Origin of the sequence: Rothia sp. HMSC062F03 (assembly GCF_001836905.1) — a bacterium.
Taxonomy (GTDB): domain Bacteria; phylum Actinomycetota; class Actinomycetes; order Actinomycetales; family Micrococcaceae; genus Rothia; species Rothia mucilaginosa_A.
The window spans coordinates 3,593-21,986 of sequence record NZ_KV830885.1 but is presented as its reverse complement, the minus strand read 5'-3'; the positions used below and the strand labels follow the sequence as shown (position 1 = coordinate 21,986).

Genomic DNA, 18,394 nt, shown 5'->3' with positions numbered 1-18,394 from the left:
TGCATCCGGCGGGTCTGCTCAGCCGGGCCTGCTCAGCCCATGAACCGCCCTACCCTGACCGCTTTTCATGACGTTTTGTGTCATTCTGACGTGAACTTGGGGTCGTACTGTGTCAGAGAACAGAAAATCCGACCCCGTGAGTGCGCGCGAACACTCAGAACGTGAGAAGATAAGGTCATGACTGATAACAACACCGTAACCGGCAGCCCGCTTGTTAAGCGCGGCCTGGCCGACATGCTCAAGGGCGGCGTCATCATGGACGTCGTCACCCCCGAACAGGCTAAGATCGCTGAAGATGCTGGCGCTGTTGCCGTCATGGCTCTCGAGCGCGTTCCCGCGGATATTCGTGCGCAGGGCGGCGTGGCTCGTATGTCTGACCCGGACATGATTGAGGGCATCATTGATGCTGTTTCGATCCCGGTCATGGCGAAGGCACGCATCGGCCACTTCGTTGAGGCTCAGATCCTGGAGACCCTGAAGGTCGACTACATTGACGAGTCTGAGGTTCTTTCCCCCGCTGACTACGTGAACCACATTGACAAGCACCAGTTCAAGGTTCCGTTCGTGTGCGGTGCTACCAACCTGGGTGAGGCTCTGCGCCGTATCACCGAGGGTGCCGCTATGATTCGCTCGAAGGGCGAGGCTGGCACCGGTGACGTCTCTGAGGCGACCAAGCACATCCGCACCATTAAGCGTCAGATTGCTGAGCTGCAGGGCCTGTACAACACCATGCCTGATGAACTGTACGTGAAGGCTAAGGAACTGGCTGCACCGTACGAGCTGGTTCGTGAGGTTGCTCAGACCGGTAAGCTGCCCGTGGTGATGTTCACCGCTGGTGGTGTGGCTACCCCCGCCGACGCTGCGATGATGATGCAGCTGGGCGCTGACGGCGTGTTCGTTGGCTCCGGTATCTTCAAGTCGGGCGACCCGGTTGCTCGTGCGAAGGCTATTGTGAAGGCTACTGCTTTCTACAATGACCCGGAGAAGGTTGCTGAGGCTTCTCGCGGCCTGGGTGAGGCTATGGTCGGCATTAACGTTGCTGACATTCCGGCACCGCACCGCCTGGCGGAGCGCGGCTGGTAATTCGTGCGCGCACCCCGTATTCGGGGTGAGTGTTTGATGAGGGGGTGGGGTTCGCTGAGGCGGGTCCCACCCTCCTTGCGTTTGTTGTGTTTGTTGTTTTGTGAAGGGAGCGGTGATGGTTGAGAAGGTTCAGCCTACCGGTGTTTTGCCGGGTGAGGGTTTGACGGTTGGTGTTTTGGCGTTGCAGGGCGGCGTGAGTGAGCATGCGCTGATGCTGGAGTCCCTGGGTGCGCAGGTGCGCTGGGTGCGTACCGGTGAGCAGCTTGAGGGTCTGGATGCGCTGGTTCTGCCGGGTGGTGAGTCGTCAACGATTGACCGTCTGACCCGTATTTTTGGTGTGCGTGAACCGCTGATTGAGGCGATTTCTTCGGGCATGCCGACCCTGGGCACGTGCGCTGGCCTGATTATGTTGTCGGAGCGTATTGATGATCCGGCACCGGGTCAGCAGTCGCTGGGTGTTTTGGACGTTTCCGTGGGTCGTAACGCTTTTGGTTCGCAGGTTGATTCTGCGGAGGTGCGCCTGCCGTGGCTGACCCCTGCCGGTGATGAGGTGGTTATTGATACGGCGTTTATTCGTGCGCCGATTGTGACCGGCACTGGTGAGGGTGTGCAGGTGACAGCTCGTCATGAGGGGAAGATTGTGGGTGTGCGTTCGGGCAACCTGATCGGTATTTCTTTCCACCCGGAGGTTACGGGCGATACGACGGTGCATGAGGAGCTGCTGGCTCTGGCACGCGAGGTGAAGGGCAAGTAGCCCCTCCCCCAAGAAATAAGCCCGGTGATAACCCGTTAAAGAGTTGTGGCGGTGACCGTTATTCGGTCACCGCCACAACTGTTTTTGAGTGGGCTTATGCGTGAGTGGGTTTATGCGCGGGAGCTGCTGGGGGTTTGGGGCTGGGCCTTCCACTGCTGGTAGGCGCTCGTGGCGAGGAATCGTGCACGGTTCGCGTCGCTGAGCGTCTTGATGTCTGCGGGGGCTGCCTCGTACCACTTTTCGTAGAGACGAATAATCATCTCGGGGTAGGCGGCTTCTTCCAGGTCTGCGCGGTGGGGGATGAATTCGTTGCGGTTCTTGATGTCTCGGTACTCGCTACCGGCGAAGGGGTCGGTGACTCCGACGCTGGGGCGGGCGTTGTAGGCATCAATGTTTTGAACGTATTCGGGGAGGGTGCTCCGCCCTGCTTTGAGTGCGGCGTGGCACTTGCTGTCGATTTCGCTGGGCTCAATGATGTGGCCGCCGTCTGCGAGGATGTTCCGGTACTGGATGTACGCGGGGTACTGTTCATCGGTGCGCGGGACGGGCTTGGCGGCTTCTGCTGAGGCGAGATCTTCGGCAGAGTATGAGGAGCAGCTGACGGGCGGCGTGGTGCTTGCCGTTGCTGAGGCGCTCGCCGTGGAGGGTGAGGAGGTGTTGCTTGCCGCGGTGTTCGCACCACCGCAGGCAGCAAGAAACAGGGGCAGGACAACCGCGATGGTACCGCATCGTACAATGCTGCTGCGGTCGGAGAAGGTCTTCGGGGTGAGAGCCATGGGGCCACCTCATAACGTGGGTGTAGTAAGGTATTGTGCCCCACTATACCTACAAATTTGATATATGGTCAATGAAAATATGTGTCTTTTTCAGTAAAACCAATATTGCCTTTTCCTTCCCCTTTAAATACTTCTGACAAGCCGTAATCTACTAACAGTGATTAAATACTCCAGATAATTCGCTGAAATTTTTGCCATTCCGTGTGGGTATTTGCAAAACACCCCACACGCTACACCGTCCAACATATACTGAGACGCAATATATCGTTCCATCCCTCTTGTGAGGTGGTCTCATGACCCACACCCCTGTTCTTCTTTCGTTCCGTTCCAGCGGTCTACGACGCGGTGCCGCGCTGGCGATTCTTCCCCTGCTTCTTGCCTCCTGCGGTAGCTCCACCAGCACGGCATCAAACACTCCCGCATCCTCGAACACGACCGTGACTTCCTCCCCGTCAGCTTCAAGCGCCACCGGGTCCGCTTCCTCTTCCGCGGCGAAGAAGAGCTCCACCCCCTGCCTTGAACCTGACGAAGCCGCGAAAGCTGAAACCCTCAAGCAGCAGGAAGCCATCAGCGCCGACCGTGGCACTGCACTGCCCTCCTACGTCTCCGCGCGGCATGTTGTGCGCAACCAGGCGAACTTCCCCACCCGCGCCGAAGCTGAATCAGCAGGATCCGAGTGCCTGGCACTGTACGAGAAGAACAAGGCCGATCACACCTACGCTGCGGCGTGGGTACGCGCTATCGATGACAATAACGTGGCAAGCGGAAAGGTAGCCTCCGGCCCGCGCACTGACATCCAGAGCGCCGACCCCTACAAGGCAAGCAACTACGTCGATATTCGAGAGGGTAAGGAGTACTTCCCGACCCGCCAGGAGCTGCTCGCGGCAAACTACCCCGAGAACTACATTGTTGCTTTTGAGGCGTGGGCGCGGCAGGCGCCAGCCGATGTGAAGCAGAAGAGCGACGCGAACCGTGCGGCCGCTAAGGATACTCGCTGGTCTGAGGTGGTAACCCTGCCCAGCCCCGACAACCCTGTCTAATCGAACCCCGTCTAATCTGAGTCTGTTTAAAAATAGTTGTGGCGGTGACCGTTGTTCGGTCACCGCCACAACTGTTATAGGGTGCAGGTTAGGGTAGGAGCGCCAACCCAAACTCAATAACGATCAGGGCTACAGCACACGCGAAGAGTACCCCACGCGGCACATTGAACTTCTGCCAGAGATCATACAGCTGGCTGGGAATCAACCAAATAACGAACGCCTGAAAGGCAAGCGATAACGCGGGGTTACCCCACTGAATAATCATCAGGGCAAGAGCAAAACCCACGCCGAGCGTATCCAGGATGCGCCGGTGCTTTAGCACCTGCTCCCTCTCCTTTTGATAGCTAGGGTTGTTTAGCAACCTTGGTGGTGCTTTTTTCAGTTGACCCACAATGAGCAAAACCGCCAGCGGGATCAGAGAAATATCGAAGAACATGGGAACCGCCTTTCATGTGGGGGTTCGCTCGCTACGCCGGTGACGAGCTGATGGTGCACCATCATTGGTGAAAACTTCTCAAAAACAAGTAGTGTGCAACACGTGTATAACGTATTGTGGGTTACTTTACAGTACACATAGACCCTATTCAAGAGGTAAACACCCCCGAAAAATTTTTAAAAAATAAGGGCGCCGGGAACCTTAGGTTCCCGGCGCCCTTCCCCCAGCTGTTCATACCTCAGCGGGGTTCATTTTAGAGGCGGAAGAAGCCTTCCACCGCGCGCGTCATGTACGCCATATCGTCCACATGGCACATCTCGCGCATCGAATGCATCGACAGCAAACCAATACCCACATCCACGGTGCGCATACCCAGGCGAGTCGCCGTAATCGGGCCAATCGTCGAACCACACGGCATATTGTTATTCGACACGAACTCCTGATACGGCACACCAGCCTTCGCACACGCCGCAGCAAACACGCCAGCACCCACCGAATCCGTCGCATAACGCTGGTTCGCGTTAATCTTCAGCAGCGGGCCACCACCGGGCAGTGGCTGAACGGTCGGGTCGTGGTGACCCTGATAGTTCGGGTGCACCAGGTGACCGGCATCAGCCGACAGGCAGAACGAGGCCGCCACCGAACGGCGGTACTCCTCCGTGCTCTCACCGCGCGCAGCGGACAGGCGCACCAGAATATCCTCCAGGAACGGGCCGGCCGCACCGCTACGCGACTCGGAGCCGAGCTCCTCGTGGTCGAAGGCCGCAAGCATCACGGTCTCGGTGGCGTGCTCATCCGCATTATCGGCAACGTAACGCTCCAGGGCGGTCAAACCCGCATGCACCGAAGACAGATTATCCAAGCGGCCGGAAGCGAACAGCTCCTGATCCGCACCAAAACGGCGTGGCGGCTGCGAATCAGCGAACAACAGGTCGTAACCCACGATGTTCTGCGGGTCGACCGGCTCGCCGTCAATCACGTGCTTCGCCATGTAGCCGAGCACGTCGTTCTCCGCCGGGTCCACGCCCCACACGGGGTACATGTTGAACTGCTTGTCCAGTACCAGTTCGTTGCGCTTGTGGTCCAGGTGCGGCGCCAGCTGCGGGATGCGCGCAATCGGACCGGTGCGCACCAGGCGGTCCTTCAGCTCCCCGCCCTCAAGGACGGTGAGGCGACCCGCCACGCACAGCTCGCGGTCCAGGAAGGAGTTCAGCAGTGCGCCGCCGTAGTTCTCGACGGCAATCTGGTGCCAGCCCTTCGTGGTGATGGAGGAGGAGGGCTTGATCTTCAGGGAGGGCGAGTCGGTGTGCGCACCCAGCACGCGGTAGCCGCTTGCCTTCTGCGCCTTCGCGCCGCCAGCCCAGGCGATAATCGCGCCGTCACGGACGACGAAGTGGCGGCCGGTTGCGACCTGCGGCTCCCAGGCCTCGGTTTCGACCAGTTCGGTGAACCCGGCGGCCTGCAGGCGACGCGCCACCGTGCGCGCGGCGAGGTAGGAGACCGGCGACTCCGCCACGAATGCGGCGAGGTCTTCAATATTTTTTACAGCATCAACAGTCATGGTTTAACCCTACCTTTTCTTGGGTGTTGACGGGGTGAGTCGGGGTGAAAGTCCAGATGGGGCCAGGATGGGGCGGCGGCGGGCAGATAGTCGGGCGAGGGCTACCCGCCGCATGCGCTAGGTATCGCGGGCCCCGGCCATCGCAGACCCTAGTTATCAACCTTGAGCGGTTGCGTTTCACGTGAAACCTCGCCGCGGCGAGCGCGTGCGTTGAAGATCAGGCAGGCGAGCACCACGTACACACCTTCCAGCGCGATGCCCTGCAGCGCGTCCATGGGGGCCACCCCCTCGGAGGCGAAGGGGTCCAGACCCGCCACAAGAGAGAGCAGCAGCAGGGTCACGTTATTGGCCACGTGCAGGCTGACGGAGGCCTCCAGGCCGCCGGTGTACCAGCACAGGAACCCGGCGTACACGCCCATCGCAAACACGAAGCCCAGGCCCCACGCATCGTAAGTGTGGGAGAACATGAAGAGCGCCGCCGGCAGCACAATCGGCAGCCAGGGGGTGCGCACCCAGCGGCCCAGCGTCTGCATCATGAACCCGCGGTAGGCGAGCTCCTCCGCGTAACACTGCACGGGCACCAGAAGCAGGATCAGCACCGCAATAACCCAAAATTCAACCTGTGAAGGTTGCGAATAACGGTAATCGGGCAGGGACGCACCGCTCACCGCCACCATCACTGCGTAGTAGATACCGTAGATCACGAAGCCCAAGCCCAGGTACGGCAACAGGAGCGAACGGCGCAGGCGGCCCGCCACCGAATGAATCAGGCCCCAGGGCTTCGGGCCCACCACCAGGCGTGCAAGAAAGAGCGAAGGCACGATGGCGATGAGCGAGAGGAAGGTCAGGGCGAACAGCGCCGGGTGCTCCATAACGAGGGAGCGGTTCTCGGTAATCTCGCGCAGGGAAAGACCCGAACCCATAGCAGCCGCGGCCATGAGGAGCGACAGCATGAGGGACAGGCCAATGAAGACGACGATGCCGAGCAGGCCCTCCAGCAGGGGTGAGTACCAGCGGGTCTCCGGGTCGGCGTGCGAAAGACGATGGTAGGCCAGGCCGTCGGTGCGGGAGGAGCGGCCCGAGGCTGCGGGGCCGAACGGTGCTTGTGGGGATGCGGGGGGCGGCGTTGTGTTCATACCTTAATCCTAGCCGGGCCGCTCGGGTGGATACCGGAACGAGGTGTCACGGGAGCGGGGACTCCTGCCGTTCCGGTTGCATCGCGCACCGCGCGCAAAACCCTCAACCTAAGCTCAAACCCCAATCTTGAACCGCGGATTAACGCAGAATGTTACGAAAGTGAAGAGTATGCCGTGAATCCTCTCAAAAACGACCAGGCAAGGCTTTTGACCCATAAAGCTGTGCCATAATTTGAAGCGATAATACACGTCATATACATAGTCGCTGATGACCGCTCTTCCGGGGTGTTTTCAGCACCAGAAAGGCTGCTTCCTTATGGCACTCGTCTTCAACCCGCCGCCCAATTGGCCCGCCCCGCCCGCAGGCTGGACCCCCACCCCCACCTGGCGCCCCGACCCGGCCTGGGGTCCCGTTCCCGATGGCTGGCAGCTGTGGGTCGAAGAGCCCGACCCCGAGCCCATCGATGCCGATGACGCTCCCCTCGAGCCGCTCATTTCGGAAGAGTCCGCCGAGGCGCTGGGCGCCTCCGAGCCCGCCGCTGAGGCACCCGCAGAACCCGTTGCGGAGCCTGCTGTTGAGGCGACCGAGATTTCCGCAGAGGTTCCGGTCCCGATCGGGGAGGCTCCCGCGGAGCCCGTCGCGGCCGAGCCCATCGCGACCGAGCAGTCCGGCGCAGAGTCGGCTGAAGCCGAGCAGACTGAAGCCGAGCAGACCGAGGCAGAGCCGAAGCCCATGCGCTACCTGACCCCGGTGCCGGTTCAGGAGACCGCCCTGCCCCGAGAGGTGCTGAACCCCGCCGGCGAAGCCCCCGCCGCAGAGGCTCCCGCAGAGCCCGTTCAGGAGACCCCCGCGGAGCCCGTTGCTGAGCCTCTTTCCGAGGCAGCGGCACCGGCCGAGGAGGCTCCCGCAGAGCCCGTCGTATCCGAGCAGATTGTGGTCGAGCAGGTTGTTGCCGAGGTGGCTCCCGCCGCCCCGACGATTCCCGTGGCCCCCGTCTCCGCAGACGTTCCCGCAGAGCCCGTTGCCGAGGCAGTAGCACCCGCCGAGCCGGTTGAGGAGCCCGCCCCCTCCGAGGCTTCCCTGCCCCACTCCGTCGAGAACTCCCCGCTGATTGAGTTCCACTCCTCGCCCGAGCAGCCCGCGCAGGCCCCCGAGGCAAGCGCCCCGGCCCCCGCCGACGTCGCGGCTCCCCAGGCCTTCGCCGCCCAGGAGTTTGCTCCGCAGGCTCCCGCGGGCCAGGAATTTACCGGTCAGGACTTCGCGGGCCAGGAATTTACCGGTCAGGACTTCGCGGGCCAGCAGAACCCGCACCAGGGTGCCGCCGATTCCTTCGGTGGTCAGCCCGGCCAGTTCCAGGGTGAGCAGTTCGCCCCGCAGCACGGCGGCCAGCCCGGCCAGTTCCAGGGTGAGCAGTTCGCCCCGCAGCACGGCGGCCAGCCCTACAACCCCTACCAACCCGCCGGTCAGACCGGTCAGGCAGACCAGTCCGGTCAGGCAGGTCAGCAGGGTGGCCAGCAGGCTCAGCCCGCCGCAGCGTTCAACCCCTACGTCCCCCAGGCTGATTCCGCGTCTCAGCACGAGCCTCAGAACTCCCAGCCCGCCGATACCGAGACCAAGAAGAAGGGCCCATTCGGCGGCAAGCTTCTGGGCATCATCGGTGCCGCGCTGGCCCTGCTGATCGTCCTCATCCTGGTCATCGTGATGCTCCTGCCGCGCGGCGGCTCGGGCTCCTCCGACCGCTCGAACCAGGCGGACGGCACCTCCACCTCGGCGAGCGCGCAGTCTTCGGATGGCTCGTCCTCGACCACCGCGTCCGAGGCGAAGCTACCCGAGGGCGAGTACAAGGAGTACAAGGAGACCGTCACCGAGGATAAGAAGAACATCGACATCGAAAAGGTGAAGGGCGACGCTTCCAAGGGCATCGTCTACTACGAGTTCAAGCCCTCGGACGACCTGAGCAGCCGCGCCTACATCACCAGCCTCACCGAGAAGGGTGAGATTTCCACCGGCCTGAGCGTCATCGATATGACCGTCGACCGCACCCCCATCCGCGGCACCGCGTGGCTGGATACCACCAACCCCTCCAGCCCCACCCGCAAGCTGGAGCTCAACGGTAAGGGCGAGTGGCTGATTCGCGTGTACGACGAATCCTCCGCACCGAACTACGCCAAGGGCGAGAAGTTCCACACGAACATGAACTACTACGCCTTCACCTACGACGGTGGCGAGTCCACCATGGAGTTCGAGGCGAAGGGCCTGGACAGCAAGCGCGGCTTCGCGCTGCTGAGCGCCAGCCGTAGCGACGTCATGTTCGGCACCAGCGTGGCGAACATGAAGAGCAGCATGGAGTGGAAGAGCACCGGCAAGAACCTCCTGCAGGTGCGTAGCACCTCCTCGGCTGACTGGAGCATCGGCACCCACTAGCCGCCCGTAGCCCGTGGCGGCACACTGGAAGAGCCCCCGCATCCCTATCGGATGCGGGGGCTCTTCTGCGTCTGCGGTCTTCCGCGGCCGCGGGTCGCGACGGTTTCTAGTATGCGGCGCCCAGGGCGGTCACGCGTTCCCCCTCGCGGGCTGCGGCGCGATTAATCTGCTGGCGGTGCACCAGGTACACGAAGAAGGTCACCACCGTGAACACGTACATGAACTGGTACGGGGACGTGCCCGCCATGAGGCCCAGCGAGCCCTCGGGCACCATGAGGATGTTATCCGAGCTGAAGTGCGGGGCGAAGGCCAGCACAATCCAGTACGGGGAAATGTACATGCCCGCCAACGCCACGCTCGCCGTGATAACGCCGAGGGTCGCAATGAACGAGCTTGCCCACCGGTAAAACAGCGGGAAGATTTCCACGACGACGGCGGCCAGCATCAGCGGGTACCAGGTGTTGTGGTGCGACCAGCTAATCGGCGAGATTTGCAGCATCATGAAAGCCGTCAGCGCCAGCTGCGACACGACCGCGCGGGCGCGAATCAGCGGGATCAGCAGAACGGCCGTCACCAGAACGATGAGCAGGGTCAGGGCCACCTGCACGGTCGACAGGGCGGTTGCGGTCAGCTGGTGCTGCAGGCCCGCGTGGGTGAGTGTGCCCATGATAGACACGTTATCGAAGTAGCTGAACCAGCCCACGCGGGAGGTTTCGCGCAGCGCCTGGAACCAGTAAATCGTCGATTCTTGGGGTACGACGAGGTACGCGATACCCACGGTTGCCGCGAAGCTTAGGGCCGTGGTGATAAGCCCCTTCCAGTCCTTACGCATGAGCAGCAGCAGGCCGAAGGCGAGCGGGGTGAGCTTAATGCCGGCGGCAATACCCAGCAGCACGCCGCGCGGCACGCGGGTGGCCGGGCGCATGAAGTCGGCCAGGATTAGGGCGAGGATAATCGCGTTAATCTGCCCGAAGTGCGTGGTGAGGCGCCACGGGCCGCAGGCCCAAATGAGGGCCGCCATGAGCGAGACCATGCCCCAGGAGCTCAGGTACTTCTGCAGGGGCAGACGCCAGGCGCGGCTACGCGCGTAGGAGTACAGGGCGTAGGCGCATACGTAGCTGAGCACGCCGATGATGACGGTAATCAGCATCATGCTCTGCGGTTCGGTGAGGAACGCGAGCGGGTAGAAGAGCAGGGCCGCAAACGGCGGGTAGGTGAAGGGCAGGCCGCGCGTGCGGAAGCTGTAGAGCTGCAGTCCGTCGGGGCCGTCGGCCAGGGAGACCGCGCCCAGTCGGTAGACGTAGATATCGTCGGCGGCTGCGTGGGTGACGTAGTTGAGGGCGTAGGCGGCCACCAGGATGAACACCAGGTGCGCCCAGATATCGCCGCCGCGGAAGAAGCGTTCGCGCAGGCTGAGAATGCGTTCGGACGCTTCAGAGCGGTCAGCTACCTCGGGGCGGTCCTTCGGCTTCGCGGCCGGGGTGGGCTCGGCGGGCTCGGCAGCCTGGGCGGACTCGGTAACCACGGCAGCCTCGGCGGAAGGTGCGGAGGCCGAGGCCCACGGGATAGCGGGCGCTACCGCCCCGGTATTCTTTTCGGTATCTTCGGCGTTCTTCTCAGTGTTTTTCGCGTGGCTCACGCGGTTGCTTCCCGAGAAGCATCGGTACGTACAGATTCGGTGCGCTCGGTGACCAGGACGCGGGCACCCCACCAGCCCAAGGGAGCATCGCCGCGCACGGAACCGTACTGCACGGGCTCAACCTGCGCGCCGCGCACCGGGGCGGTCAGCGCGGCAACCGACCAGAGCATAACCGTAGCCCACAGGGCGAAGGAGGGAAAACCACCAATAGCCACGCCGGGTGCCCACAGGAACTCCAGACCGTTCATGTCCAGCTGGGTGATGCCGCCAATAATACGAGGCGAAATGTACAAGCCCACGCCGGCCACCCACGCCAGCACGCACGCAACCTTTCGCGCCGCGGAAGGCAAGTGCACCATAAAGGTGGGGAATGCATCCAGGAGGAGAGCTGCCAGCAACAGCGGCAAGAGGACGTTGTGGTGCGACCAGCTAATCGGCGACAGCGCCACCATGAGAGTGCCAGTCACAGCCACCTGTGCGAGGGTCTTACCGCGGCGTTCCAGCTGGTACAGCAGGCCGGCGGTGAGTACGATGCTCACGAGCGCTAGAGCATAGTAGACGGGCTTCGCGGCACCCTCGGACAGGCCGAAGTGCAGCAGCCAACCCTGAATGGAAATATTATCCACAAAGTTAATATCGCCCACGCGGGAGGGATCGGAAATGGCGGAGAACCAGAACTGGGGTGCTTCATTCGGCAAAAGAATAAAGCCAACCGCAATCGTGGCGAGGAAAGTAACACCCAGGGTTGCGATACCCTTCCAATCGCGGCGCACCAGCAGAATCAGGCCGAAGACCAGCGGAGTAAGCTTCAAGCCACCCGCAATGCCGATCAGCACACCGCGCGGCACGCGGGTCGCCGGACGCACAAAATCCGCCAGCACGAGCGCCATAATAAGCGGGTTAATCTGCATGAGGTCAAAAGTACGTCGCCACGGGCCGCACAGCATCACCAGGATGGTCAAAGCAGCGATAGTTCCGGTGCGGCCAAGGCGATTCTGCAGGGGCAACGCACGACCGGAAGCCTGGGTGTAGTTGTAGATAATCGTCGAAAGCCACCACGCGGCAGCGGCAGTTCCCAGCACCATAATGGCTTTGCCCACCTCAAGCGGCAGGAACGCAAAGGGCAGGAAGACGAGAGCCGCAAACGGCGGATAGGTGAAGGGGAGCTTCAACACACCAATTTCAACAAATGCTGGCGCGTATAGGTCCTTGGTAAACCCTTCATTGTCGAAGATGGTCATGGCACCCATGCGGTAGATGGAAAAGTCCAAACCGCCGAAGGGGTTAATAAGGATTTCAAAGAGGTAACCGCACACCACCATGAGGATGAGTGCCGCAATGGCGAGTTTTCCCAGGGTGGGTGTGGATGGTTTAGTCCTGGCCACGAGATGTCCTTACTGTGGGGTTGGCTGCGGATCCCGGCGCGGGGTGTCTCGGATGCCCCGTGAGAGTGCGGGGCATCGGTGTTTTCAAGCCATAACAGTGTATCGCGAAGCGGGTGTATCCGATGCATCAGGGCGCATATTCACAGGCTTCAGGAGGCGGGCCGCAGAGCGTATTTATACGCACGTACTGTCTTCAAAATTGGTACAAATGGGGCAATATAATGGATTTATATGGCACTCGACGCGCCCTTCGCGGAGTCTAGCGGATGCGGAGCGCCCCCGAACACACCGACGTCAACACACCGACGTACCGACGTGAACAACCAGCAGTGAAAGCAGTGATTGCGTGAGCGAACATCTCGGCACCCCATCTGACGGCGAGAAGCCCAACGGCGGCGAGCGCCCCGGCGCAACCGGCGGCGGCAAGCCCGACGGCCAGCGTCCCCGAAGCATCGGCGGCCTGAGCATCGGCGCGCCCGGCGGTTCAGCAAACGGTGCGGCAGACGGTGCGGCCGTCTCCGGAGGCGGCTCCTCCAGGCTGAGCATCGGCATGCGCCCGGCCGGCGTTCCCGGCGCTTCCCTCACCACCGAAGAGATTGCGCGCCGCGCATCCGGCCGCGGCACGTGGCATCGTCGCGCCTCGAAGCCCGTCTCCTACTGGATGTTTGCCCTCATCGCCGCGCTTCTGTTGCATCGCGTCATCCCCAATAGCGGCTGGCTGATGGTGCACATGGTGACCCTCGGCCTGATTACGAACTCGATTCTGATTTGGTCGCAGCACTTCACCGAAGCGCTCATGAAGATCAAGATCCCTGACGAGCAGCGCAAGGTCCAGGTGGGCCGCATCTTCACCCTGAACGCGGGCATCGTGCTTCTCATGGTAGGCATGGTTGGCCAGTTGAGCGTGCCGGGCCTGTACGCCTGCACGGTGATTGGCGCCCTCGTCATCGGCGCGATGGTGGCCTGGCACGGCATCTACCTGATGGGCCAGGTACGCCGCGCCCTGCCTTCCCGCTTTGGCGTGACAATTCGTTTCTACATCGTTGCGGCCCTGCTGCTGCCCCTGGGCGCCCTGCTCGGCGCGATGGTGGCCTACCCGAGCCTGAACGGCACCCTGCACTCGCAGTTTTTGCTCGCCCACGAGGCCGTGAACGTGCTCGGATTCGTTGGTATCACGGTGGTTGGTACGCTGGTGACCTTCTGGCCGACCATGCTGCGCACCAAGATGGTGGATAAGGCGCTTGCCCACAGCGTGCGCGCCCTGTACCTCATGTGCGGTGGCGTTGCGTTGACCCTGGTCGGTGCGCTCTTCGGGTTGCGCCCGGTGGCCGTGGCCGGCCTCGTGGTGTACCTGCTGGGCCTGCTGCTCGTGGCCGGGGTGATGGTTCGCACCCTGCGCACCAAGCGCCCGAACGAGTACCCGCCCATGAGCGTGGGTATGGGCTTCTGCTGGTTCCTGGTGGGCGTTGTGGCGACCATCGTCATGGTGGCGACCACCCCCTTCGCGCAGCTGGATATGCGCGCCGTGACCCCCATCTTCGTGGTTGGCTTCCTGCTTCAGGTGCTGCTCGGCGCGATGAGCTACCTGCTGCCGCAGCGCATGGGCGGCGGCCCGGCCGTGGTGCGCGCATCCAATAAGGAATTTAACCGTTTCGCCGCGGCCCGCGTGACCGCCGTGAACCTGGCCCTGCTCGTCTTCATGATGCCCGGCGCGGCGGTGGGCCAGTCCATTAAGATTGCCGTCGCCGTCGTGGGTGCCCTGGCCCTGGCCGCGTTCATCCCGCTCATGATTCGCGGTGTGAAGGCTTCGGTGAGCGCCCGCAAGGAGATGATGGCGGCCCGCGCCCGCGGTGAGAAGCCCGCCTTCAACCAGGAGGCACTCACCCCCGAGCCCGTCCCGCACGCCAAGCAGAGCTTCCAGGCGGCCCTGGCCGTGGCCATGGCCTTCCTGCTGGGCTTCGCGGTGAACCCCTCCGCGCTGAATCTCTCGGCCCTGCCCACCCTGAACGCCGGCTCGCAGACGGTCACGCCGACCGGACAGACCACCACCGTGCAGGTGAAGGCAACCAGCAACTACCGCTTTACCCCCGCCGAGGTGGAGGTGCCCGCCGGTAACCGCCTGGTCGTCGAGGTCACCAACGAGGATCAGGGCATGACCCACGACCTGACCTTCGATAACGGCGCAACCACCGGCACGATCAACCCCGGCGAGACGAAGAGCGTGGACGCCGGCGTCATGACCGCCGATACCGAGGCGTACTGCTCCGTGGCGGGCCACCGCTCCCTGGGCATGGTCCTCCAGGTGAAGGTGACCGGTGCTTCTTCGCAGCAGGTGGCTTCCGGCGACCACACCAACCACAACCACGCCGCGACGGGTAATGTCCCGACCCTCATGACGGTCGCGAACGGCAAGATTGACATGTCTGCGGCGCCCGGCAGCGGCTACCAGTACCGCGACCCGAACATCCCGGCGCTGAACACCGCCACGCAGGTGAACGGCAAGACCGTCCGCAAGGTCACCCTGGAGGTGCAGGAGGTCGACCGCGAGGTAGCCCCCGGCGTAACCGTCCACATGTGGACCTTCAACGGGCAAAACATGGCCCCGGTTCTGCATGGCAAGGTCGGCGATATTTTTGAAATTACACTCGTCAATAACGGCACGATGGGCCACTCGCTGGACTTCCACGCGGGCATGGTTTCCCCCGATAACACGATGAAGACCATCGCCCCCGGTGAGCGTCTCGTCTACCGTTTCGAGGCGAAGGCCGCCGGTATCTGGCTGTACCACTGCGGTACCGCCCCGCTGAGCCTGCACATGACCCAGGGCATGTATGGCTCGGTCATCATTGACCCGGCTGACATGGATCAGGTGGATCACGAGTACGTGATGGTTCAGGGCGAGGCGTACCTGCACGACACCGGCAAGACCGCCTCCGACGGCAACAAGCTGGCGGAGAACTCTCCCGACCTGATTGCGGCGGGCACCCCCACGCTGACCATGTTCAACGGCCACGCGACCCAGTACAAGGCAAAGCCCCTGCAGGTGAAGAAGGGCGAGCGCGTCCGTATTTGGGTGATGGCGGCGGGCCCGAACCACGGCACGAGTTTCCACGTGGTCGGTTCGCAGTTCGACACGGTCTATAAGGAGGGCGGCTACCTGTTGCGCCGCGGCGCGGATGCGTACGGCAGCCGTGACGGCCACAGTCAGGCCCTGGATCTGGCCCCCGCCCAGGGCGGCTTCGTGGAGATGCAGTTCCTGGAGTCCGGCACTTACACGTTCGTGAACCACTCCTTCGCGGAGATGGAGCGCGGCGCCGCCGGCAAGATTGTGGTGACCGACCGCTAGGCGACCCCGTGAGCCGAGCCCTCGCGGCAGCGGGATTTGTGAGGCCCCGCCGGGTGCATCCTCGGATGCGCGCGGCGGGGCCCTCCGCTACCCGGGGGCCTTTCCGGGCGGGCTCTTCCTTTCTCGCAGGCGGGCGGCAGGGCGGTTTGCCCGGATTGGGGCGGGGTGCGCATCCCGCGCTGACTATGCTTTTAGCCTCATCCGTGGGTATTTTGTCGGCATCCGCGGCTCGGGTGCGCTAGTCTGGATGGATGGCACATAGCACTTCGGGCGCCCCTTCCGAGCGTAACGCTACGAGCGCCTCCAACCACACTTCCGCCTCGGCGGACGCACAGACTTCCCCTCGGCCGCGTAAAGCTTTCCCGCTTCGCTTTCTGGCCGGGGCTCTCGCGCACTGGCAGATTATCGCCTCTGCGGTTCTTTTAGGTGGCGGCGTCGCCGGTTTGGCGGCCACCTATGACGACTACTGCGGCATGACGGAGCTTTCGTATGCTCCGGCGGCTCTCCGATCCGATTTTGAGGAGGGCTCTAAGGTGTCGGGTTTCCGCCCCGGCGTGATGGCCGCGCAGATTGAGACCGAGAGCCACTGGCGCGTGGGCGTTGTGTCCCACCAGGGCGCTAAGGGTATCGCGCAGTTTACCGATGAGGCGTGGAACGCCGAGCACTACAGCTTCGGCAACGGCGGTAACGTGCTGAACCCGCACGATGCGATTGCTGCGCAGGCCCGCTACCTGTCTGAGCTTCGCACCCGTTTGGCGAAGTACGCTTCTAATGAAGACCAGCTGCAGGATGTGGTGCTCGCCGGCTATAACGCTGGCCCCGGTTCCGTGGAGAAGTACGGCGGCGTTCCGCCCTTCCCCGAGACTCAGAATTATGTGAAGACGATTCGCGAGCTGGCGGATACCAAGTACAAGCTGACCTGCTCCCCGGATTATCACTTCAAGCAGGCGAAGCTGAGCTTCGTGAACGGCGTGACCCCGGCAATGGCGGGTGTGCATGCAGACGGTACGCCGCTGTCCGCCGAGGAGTCGGCAAGCGCGGCGGCGGAGGTTTCCGCCTCGGCGTCTGCGAGCGCCTCGGCTCGTCCGTCTGCGAGCGCCTCGTCTCGTTCTTCCGCGAAGCCTTCGGCTACCGGCCGCTAAACTCAGCTTACTTAGAGAACCGACCAGTGTATATAGCCATTAAAGAATATTCCGTTACGTCTATAGCGGGCGGTATATTCTAGCCCCTATTCACTCTTAACAGCGCGAGGCGCCGAACCCCCGTCAAAGGGGTTCGGCGCCTCGCGCGTTATGCTACGGCATCCGGTTCATTCCACTCGAGCGGCACCGCCGATGCCGATAACACCTAGTTGAAGATAGCGCGCACAACCGAGTAGCCGGAGACCGGGTACACGGCGTTCACGGTTGCGGGCTTCTCGCTCTCGTCTGCAATCTCAATCGACTTGGTGCCGCGCAGCAGCTCCTCGAGCAGGATGCGCAGCTCCAGGCGTGCCAGGGGCGCGCCGGGGCAGACGTGGATGCCGTCGCCGTACACGAGGTTGCGGGACTGGTCGCGGTGCGGGTTGTAGGTGAGGGCGTCTTCGAAGGCGTCCTCGTCGCGGTTTGCGCTGGCCCAGTTGATGGTCACGCGGGAGCCGGCGGGCAGGGTGCGGCCGCCGAGTTCGGTGTCCCGAGTGGTGACGCGACGGTTAGTGACGAGGGTGTCCTCGAGTCGCATGATTTCCTCGACGGCGAGGGCGATTTCGCTGGAGTCTTCGAGGGCGTTGCCGTCGGCGAGGGATGCGCGCAGGCGGTCCTGCTCGGCGCGGTTGCGTGCCAGGAAGTTGACGAACACACCCACGGTTGCGGAGACGGTGGACAGCTCGCCCACGGTCCAGTTACGGATGAGGCTGACAATCTCTTCGTCGGTCATGGTGCGGGGCTCTTCGCCGGGCAGGTCCACGATGTCGGTGAGCAGTTCGGCGGTGACGTCCTTGGGCTTGCCGGCTGCGGCATCCTCGCGGCGCTCGTCGAGCAGCTGGCGGATGTAGCCGTCGAATTCGAGGGCAACCTTCGCGATTTCTGCGCGGTCACGGCGCAGGGTGGCGACGCGGTTCTTCTCGATCCACTCGGTGAGGGGCTGCTCGAGGCATGCGGGCCAGCCCATGAAGGCGTTCTGCACACGCATTGCGTATGCCTGACCGAAGCCCTGCATGACGTCTACCTCTTCGCCGCGGGGCAGGTCCGCGATGAGGCCCTGCACGGCTTCGCGGATGACGGGTGCGAACTTTTCGAGGCGTTCGGGGGTGAAGTACTTGTCGTTGATTGCGCGGAACGCGGTGTGCACAGGGGCGTCCATACCGTTGGGGACGGCGATGTGACGGGTAGAGACCACGTTGGAGTAGATTTCGGGGTGGTCGAGAACGTGCTGCACGTCGGCGTTCTTGAAGACGGAGTAGCCCATGAATTCGTCGTGGGCAACGGGACAGCGGCGGCGCATCGCGTCGTATGCTGCTACCTGATCCTTCTGGACCTCTTCGCTACGCAGATCCCAATCGTTGTGTACGTTCTCAGTCATGGTTCACCTATATTTCGTTAGAGTCATGTGTATTGCACCGGGTGACGAATCGTTCCGGTGGCTACGCGGTGTGTGCTCGCACAGGTCAAGCATATATTTCGGCACTTTGAAGTCAATAATACCCTCTTGAAGGTAGCACCTTGCGGGCAAGGTTTCAGGGTAGGGGTTCCTTGCTTCTCGTTCAACGAACAGTGCGGTGGGGCGAGGGGCGGCGGGTCACGGGATGCACGAGGCGGGCGGCGCCTCCACCGGGG

At 62.7% G+C, this 18,394-nt stretch carries 13 protein-coding genes; 6 read left to right on the top strand and 7 right to left on the bottom strand.

Features of this window, described 5'->3' with window-relative positions; all coding sequences use genetic code 11:
- The first annotated feature begins 177 nt into the window (after window positions 1–177).
- Together pdxS and pdxT are read left to right on the top strand one after the other, a co-directional pair.
- The gene (gene pdxS / locus HMPREF2674_RS05725) at window positions 178–1,083 is read left to right on the top strand and encodes a pyridoxal 5'-phosphate synthase lyase subunit PdxS (RefSeq protein ID WP_005507298.1); all 906 of its coding nucleotides are present in this window, start codon (window positions 178–180) and stop codon (window positions 1,081–1,083) included.
- 115 nt (window positions 1,084–1,198) lie between these two features.
- Window positions 1,199–1,837 carry a pyridoxal 5'-phosphate synthase glutaminase subunit PdxT gene (gene pdxT, locus HMPREF2674_RS05720; protein ID WP_049333863.1) on the top strand — a complete coding sequence of 213 codons (639 nt, stop codon included), beginning with the start codon at window positions 1,199–1,201 and terminating at the stop codon, window positions 1,835–1,837.
- A 110-nt stretch (window positions 1,838–1,947) separates the two neighbouring features.
- Here the strand turns inward: pdxT and HMPREF2674_RS05715 are convergent, their stop codons facing one another.
- Entirely contained in the window at window positions 1,948–2,613 is a 666-nt protein-coding gene (locus tag HMPREF2674_RS05715) for a hypothetical protein (protein ID WP_070825080.1), read from the bottom strand.
- Between the two features lie 293 nt (window positions 2,614–2,906).
- Between HMPREF2674_RS05715 and HMPREF2674_RS05710 the strand changes: the two genes are divergently transcribed.
- Entirely contained in the window at window positions 2,907–3,653 is a 747-nt protein-coding gene (locus tag HMPREF2674_RS05710) for a hypothetical protein (RefSeq protein WP_070825079.1), read from the top strand.
- Window positions 3,654–3,741: 88 nt separating this feature from the next.
- On the opposite strand, the gene HMPREF2674_RS05705 is transcribed toward HMPREF2674_RS05710, so the two are convergent.
- The 3 genes from HMPREF2674_RS05705 to HMPREF2674_RS05695 all read right to left on the bottom strand — a co-directional run bounded on the left by HMPREF2674_RS05705 (window position 3,742) and on the right by HMPREF2674_RS05695 (window position 6,786).
- The gene (locus tag HMPREF2674_RS05705; RefSeq protein ID WP_049346506.1) at window positions 3,742–4,089 is read right to left on the bottom strand and encodes a hypothetical protein; all 348 of its coding nucleotides are present in this window, start codon (window positions 4,087–4,089) and stop codon (window positions 3,742–3,744) included.
- A gap of 253 nt (window positions 4,090–4,342) precedes the next feature.
- Entirely contained in the window at window positions 4,343–5,650 is a 1,308-nt protein-coding gene (locus tag HMPREF2674_RS05700; protein ID WP_070825078.1) for a M18 family aminopeptidase, read from the bottom strand.
- Between the two features lie 149 nt (window positions 5,651–5,799).
- Window positions 5,800–6,786 carry a CPBP family intramembrane glutamic endopeptidase gene (locus HMPREF2674_RS05695; RefSeq protein ID WP_070825077.1) on the bottom strand — a complete coding sequence of 329 codons (987 nt, stop codon included), beginning with the start codon at window positions 6,784–6,786 and terminating at the stop codon, window positions 5,800–5,802.
- 316 nt (window positions 6,787–7,102) lie between these two features.
- On the opposite strand from HMPREF2674_RS05695, the gene HMPREF2674_RS05690 reads away from it, so the two are divergent.
- Window positions 7,103–9,211: a hypothetical protein gene (locus HMPREF2674_RS05690; protein WP_070825076.1), complete on the top strand. Its 2,109-nt coding sequence runs from the start codon at window positions 7,103–7,105 to the stop codon at window positions 9,209–9,211.
- A 106-nt stretch (window positions 9,212–9,317) separates the two neighbouring features.
- Here the strand turns inward: HMPREF2674_RS05690 and HMPREF2674_RS05685 are convergent, their stop codons facing one another.
- Complete coding sequence (locus HMPREF2674_RS05685; protein ID WP_070825075.1) at window positions 9,318–10,850, bottom strand: glycosyltransferase 87 family protein; 1,533 nt, start codon at window positions 10,848–10,850, stop codon at window positions 9,318–9,320.
- Window positions 10,847–12,235: a glycosyltransferase 87 family protein gene (locus HMPREF2674_RS05680; protein ID WP_070825074.1), complete on the bottom strand. Its 1,389-nt coding sequence runs from the start codon at window positions 12,233–12,235 to the stop codon at window positions 10,847–10,849. Before HMPREF2674_RS05680 ends, HMPREF2674_RS05685 begins: the two co-directional genes overlap by 4 nt.
- Before the next feature lie 346 nt (window positions 12,236–12,581).
- Here HMPREF2674_RS05680 and HMPREF2674_RS05675 point away from each other — a divergent pair, with 346 nt between their 5' ends.
- Both HMPREF2674_RS05675 and HMPREF2674_RS09600 read left to right on the top strand, forming a co-directional pair.
- The gene (locus HMPREF2674_RS05675; RefSeq protein WP_371441254.1) at window positions 12,582–15,581 is read left to right on the top strand and encodes a multicopper oxidase domain-containing protein; all 3,000 of its coding nucleotides are present in this window, start codon (window positions 12,582–12,584) and stop codon (window positions 15,579–15,581) included.
- A 251-nt stretch (window positions 15,582–15,832) separates the two neighbouring features.
- Window positions 15,833–16,723 carry a lytic transglycosylase domain-containing protein gene (locus tag HMPREF2674_RS09600; RefSeq protein ID WP_070825073.1) on the top strand — a complete coding sequence of 297 codons (891 nt, stop codon included), beginning with the start codon at window positions 15,833–15,835 and terminating at the stop codon, window positions 16,721–16,723.
- Between the two features lie 205 nt (window positions 16,724–16,928).
- Here the strand turns inward: HMPREF2674_RS09600 and HMPREF2674_RS05665 are convergent, their stop codons facing one another.
- Complete coding sequence (locus HMPREF2674_RS05665; protein WP_070825072.1) at window positions 16,929–18,140, bottom strand: cytochrome P450; 1,212 nt, start codon at window positions 18,138–18,140, stop codon at window positions 16,929–16,931.
- Window positions 18,141–18,394 lie beyond the last annotated feature (254 nt).

What these genes read in the sequence shown, in the direction of transcription:
- pdxS (WP_005507298.1), top strand. Translation starts at nt 178, where the DNA reads ATGACTGATAACAACACCGTAACCGGCAGCCCGCTTGTTAAGCGCGGC.
- pdxT (WP_049333863.1), top strand. Translation starts at nt 1,199, where the DNA reads ATGGTTGAGAAGGTTCAGCCTACCGGTGTTTTGCCGGGTGAGGGTTTG.
- HMPREF2674_RS05715 (WP_070825080.1), bottom strand. Translation starts at nt 2,613, where the DNA reads ATGGCTCTCACCCCGAAGACCTTCTCCGACCGCAGCAGCATTGTACGA.
- HMPREF2674_RS05710 (WP_070825079.1), top strand. Translation starts at nt 2,907, where the DNA reads ATGACCCACACCCCTGTTCTTCTTTCGTTCCGTTCCAGCGGTCTACGA.
- HMPREF2674_RS05705 (WP_049346506.1), bottom strand. Translation starts at nt 4,089, where the DNA reads ATGTTCTTCGATATTTCTCTGATCCCGCTGGCGGTTTTGCTCATTGTG.
- HMPREF2674_RS05700 (WP_070825078.1), bottom strand. Translation starts at nt 5,650, where the DNA reads ATGACTGTTGATGCTGTAAAAAATATTGAAGACCTCGCCGCATTCGTG.
- HMPREF2674_RS05695 (WP_070825077.1), bottom strand. Translation starts at nt 6,786, where the DNA reads ATGAACACAACGCCGCCCCCCGCATCCCCACAAGCACCGTTCGGCCCC.
- HMPREF2674_RS05690 (WP_070825076.1), top strand. Translation starts at nt 7,103, where the DNA reads ATGGCACTCGTCTTCAACCCGCCGCCCAATTGGCCCGCCCCGCCCGCA.
- HMPREF2674_RS09600 (WP_070825073.1), top strand. Translation starts at nt 15,833, where the DNA reads ATGGCACATAGCACTTCGGGCGCCCCTTCCGAGCGTAACGCTACGAGC.
- HMPREF2674_RS05665 (WP_070825072.1), bottom strand. Translation starts at nt 18,140, where the DNA reads ATGACTGAGAACGTACACAACGATTGGGATCTGCGTAGCGAAGAGGTC.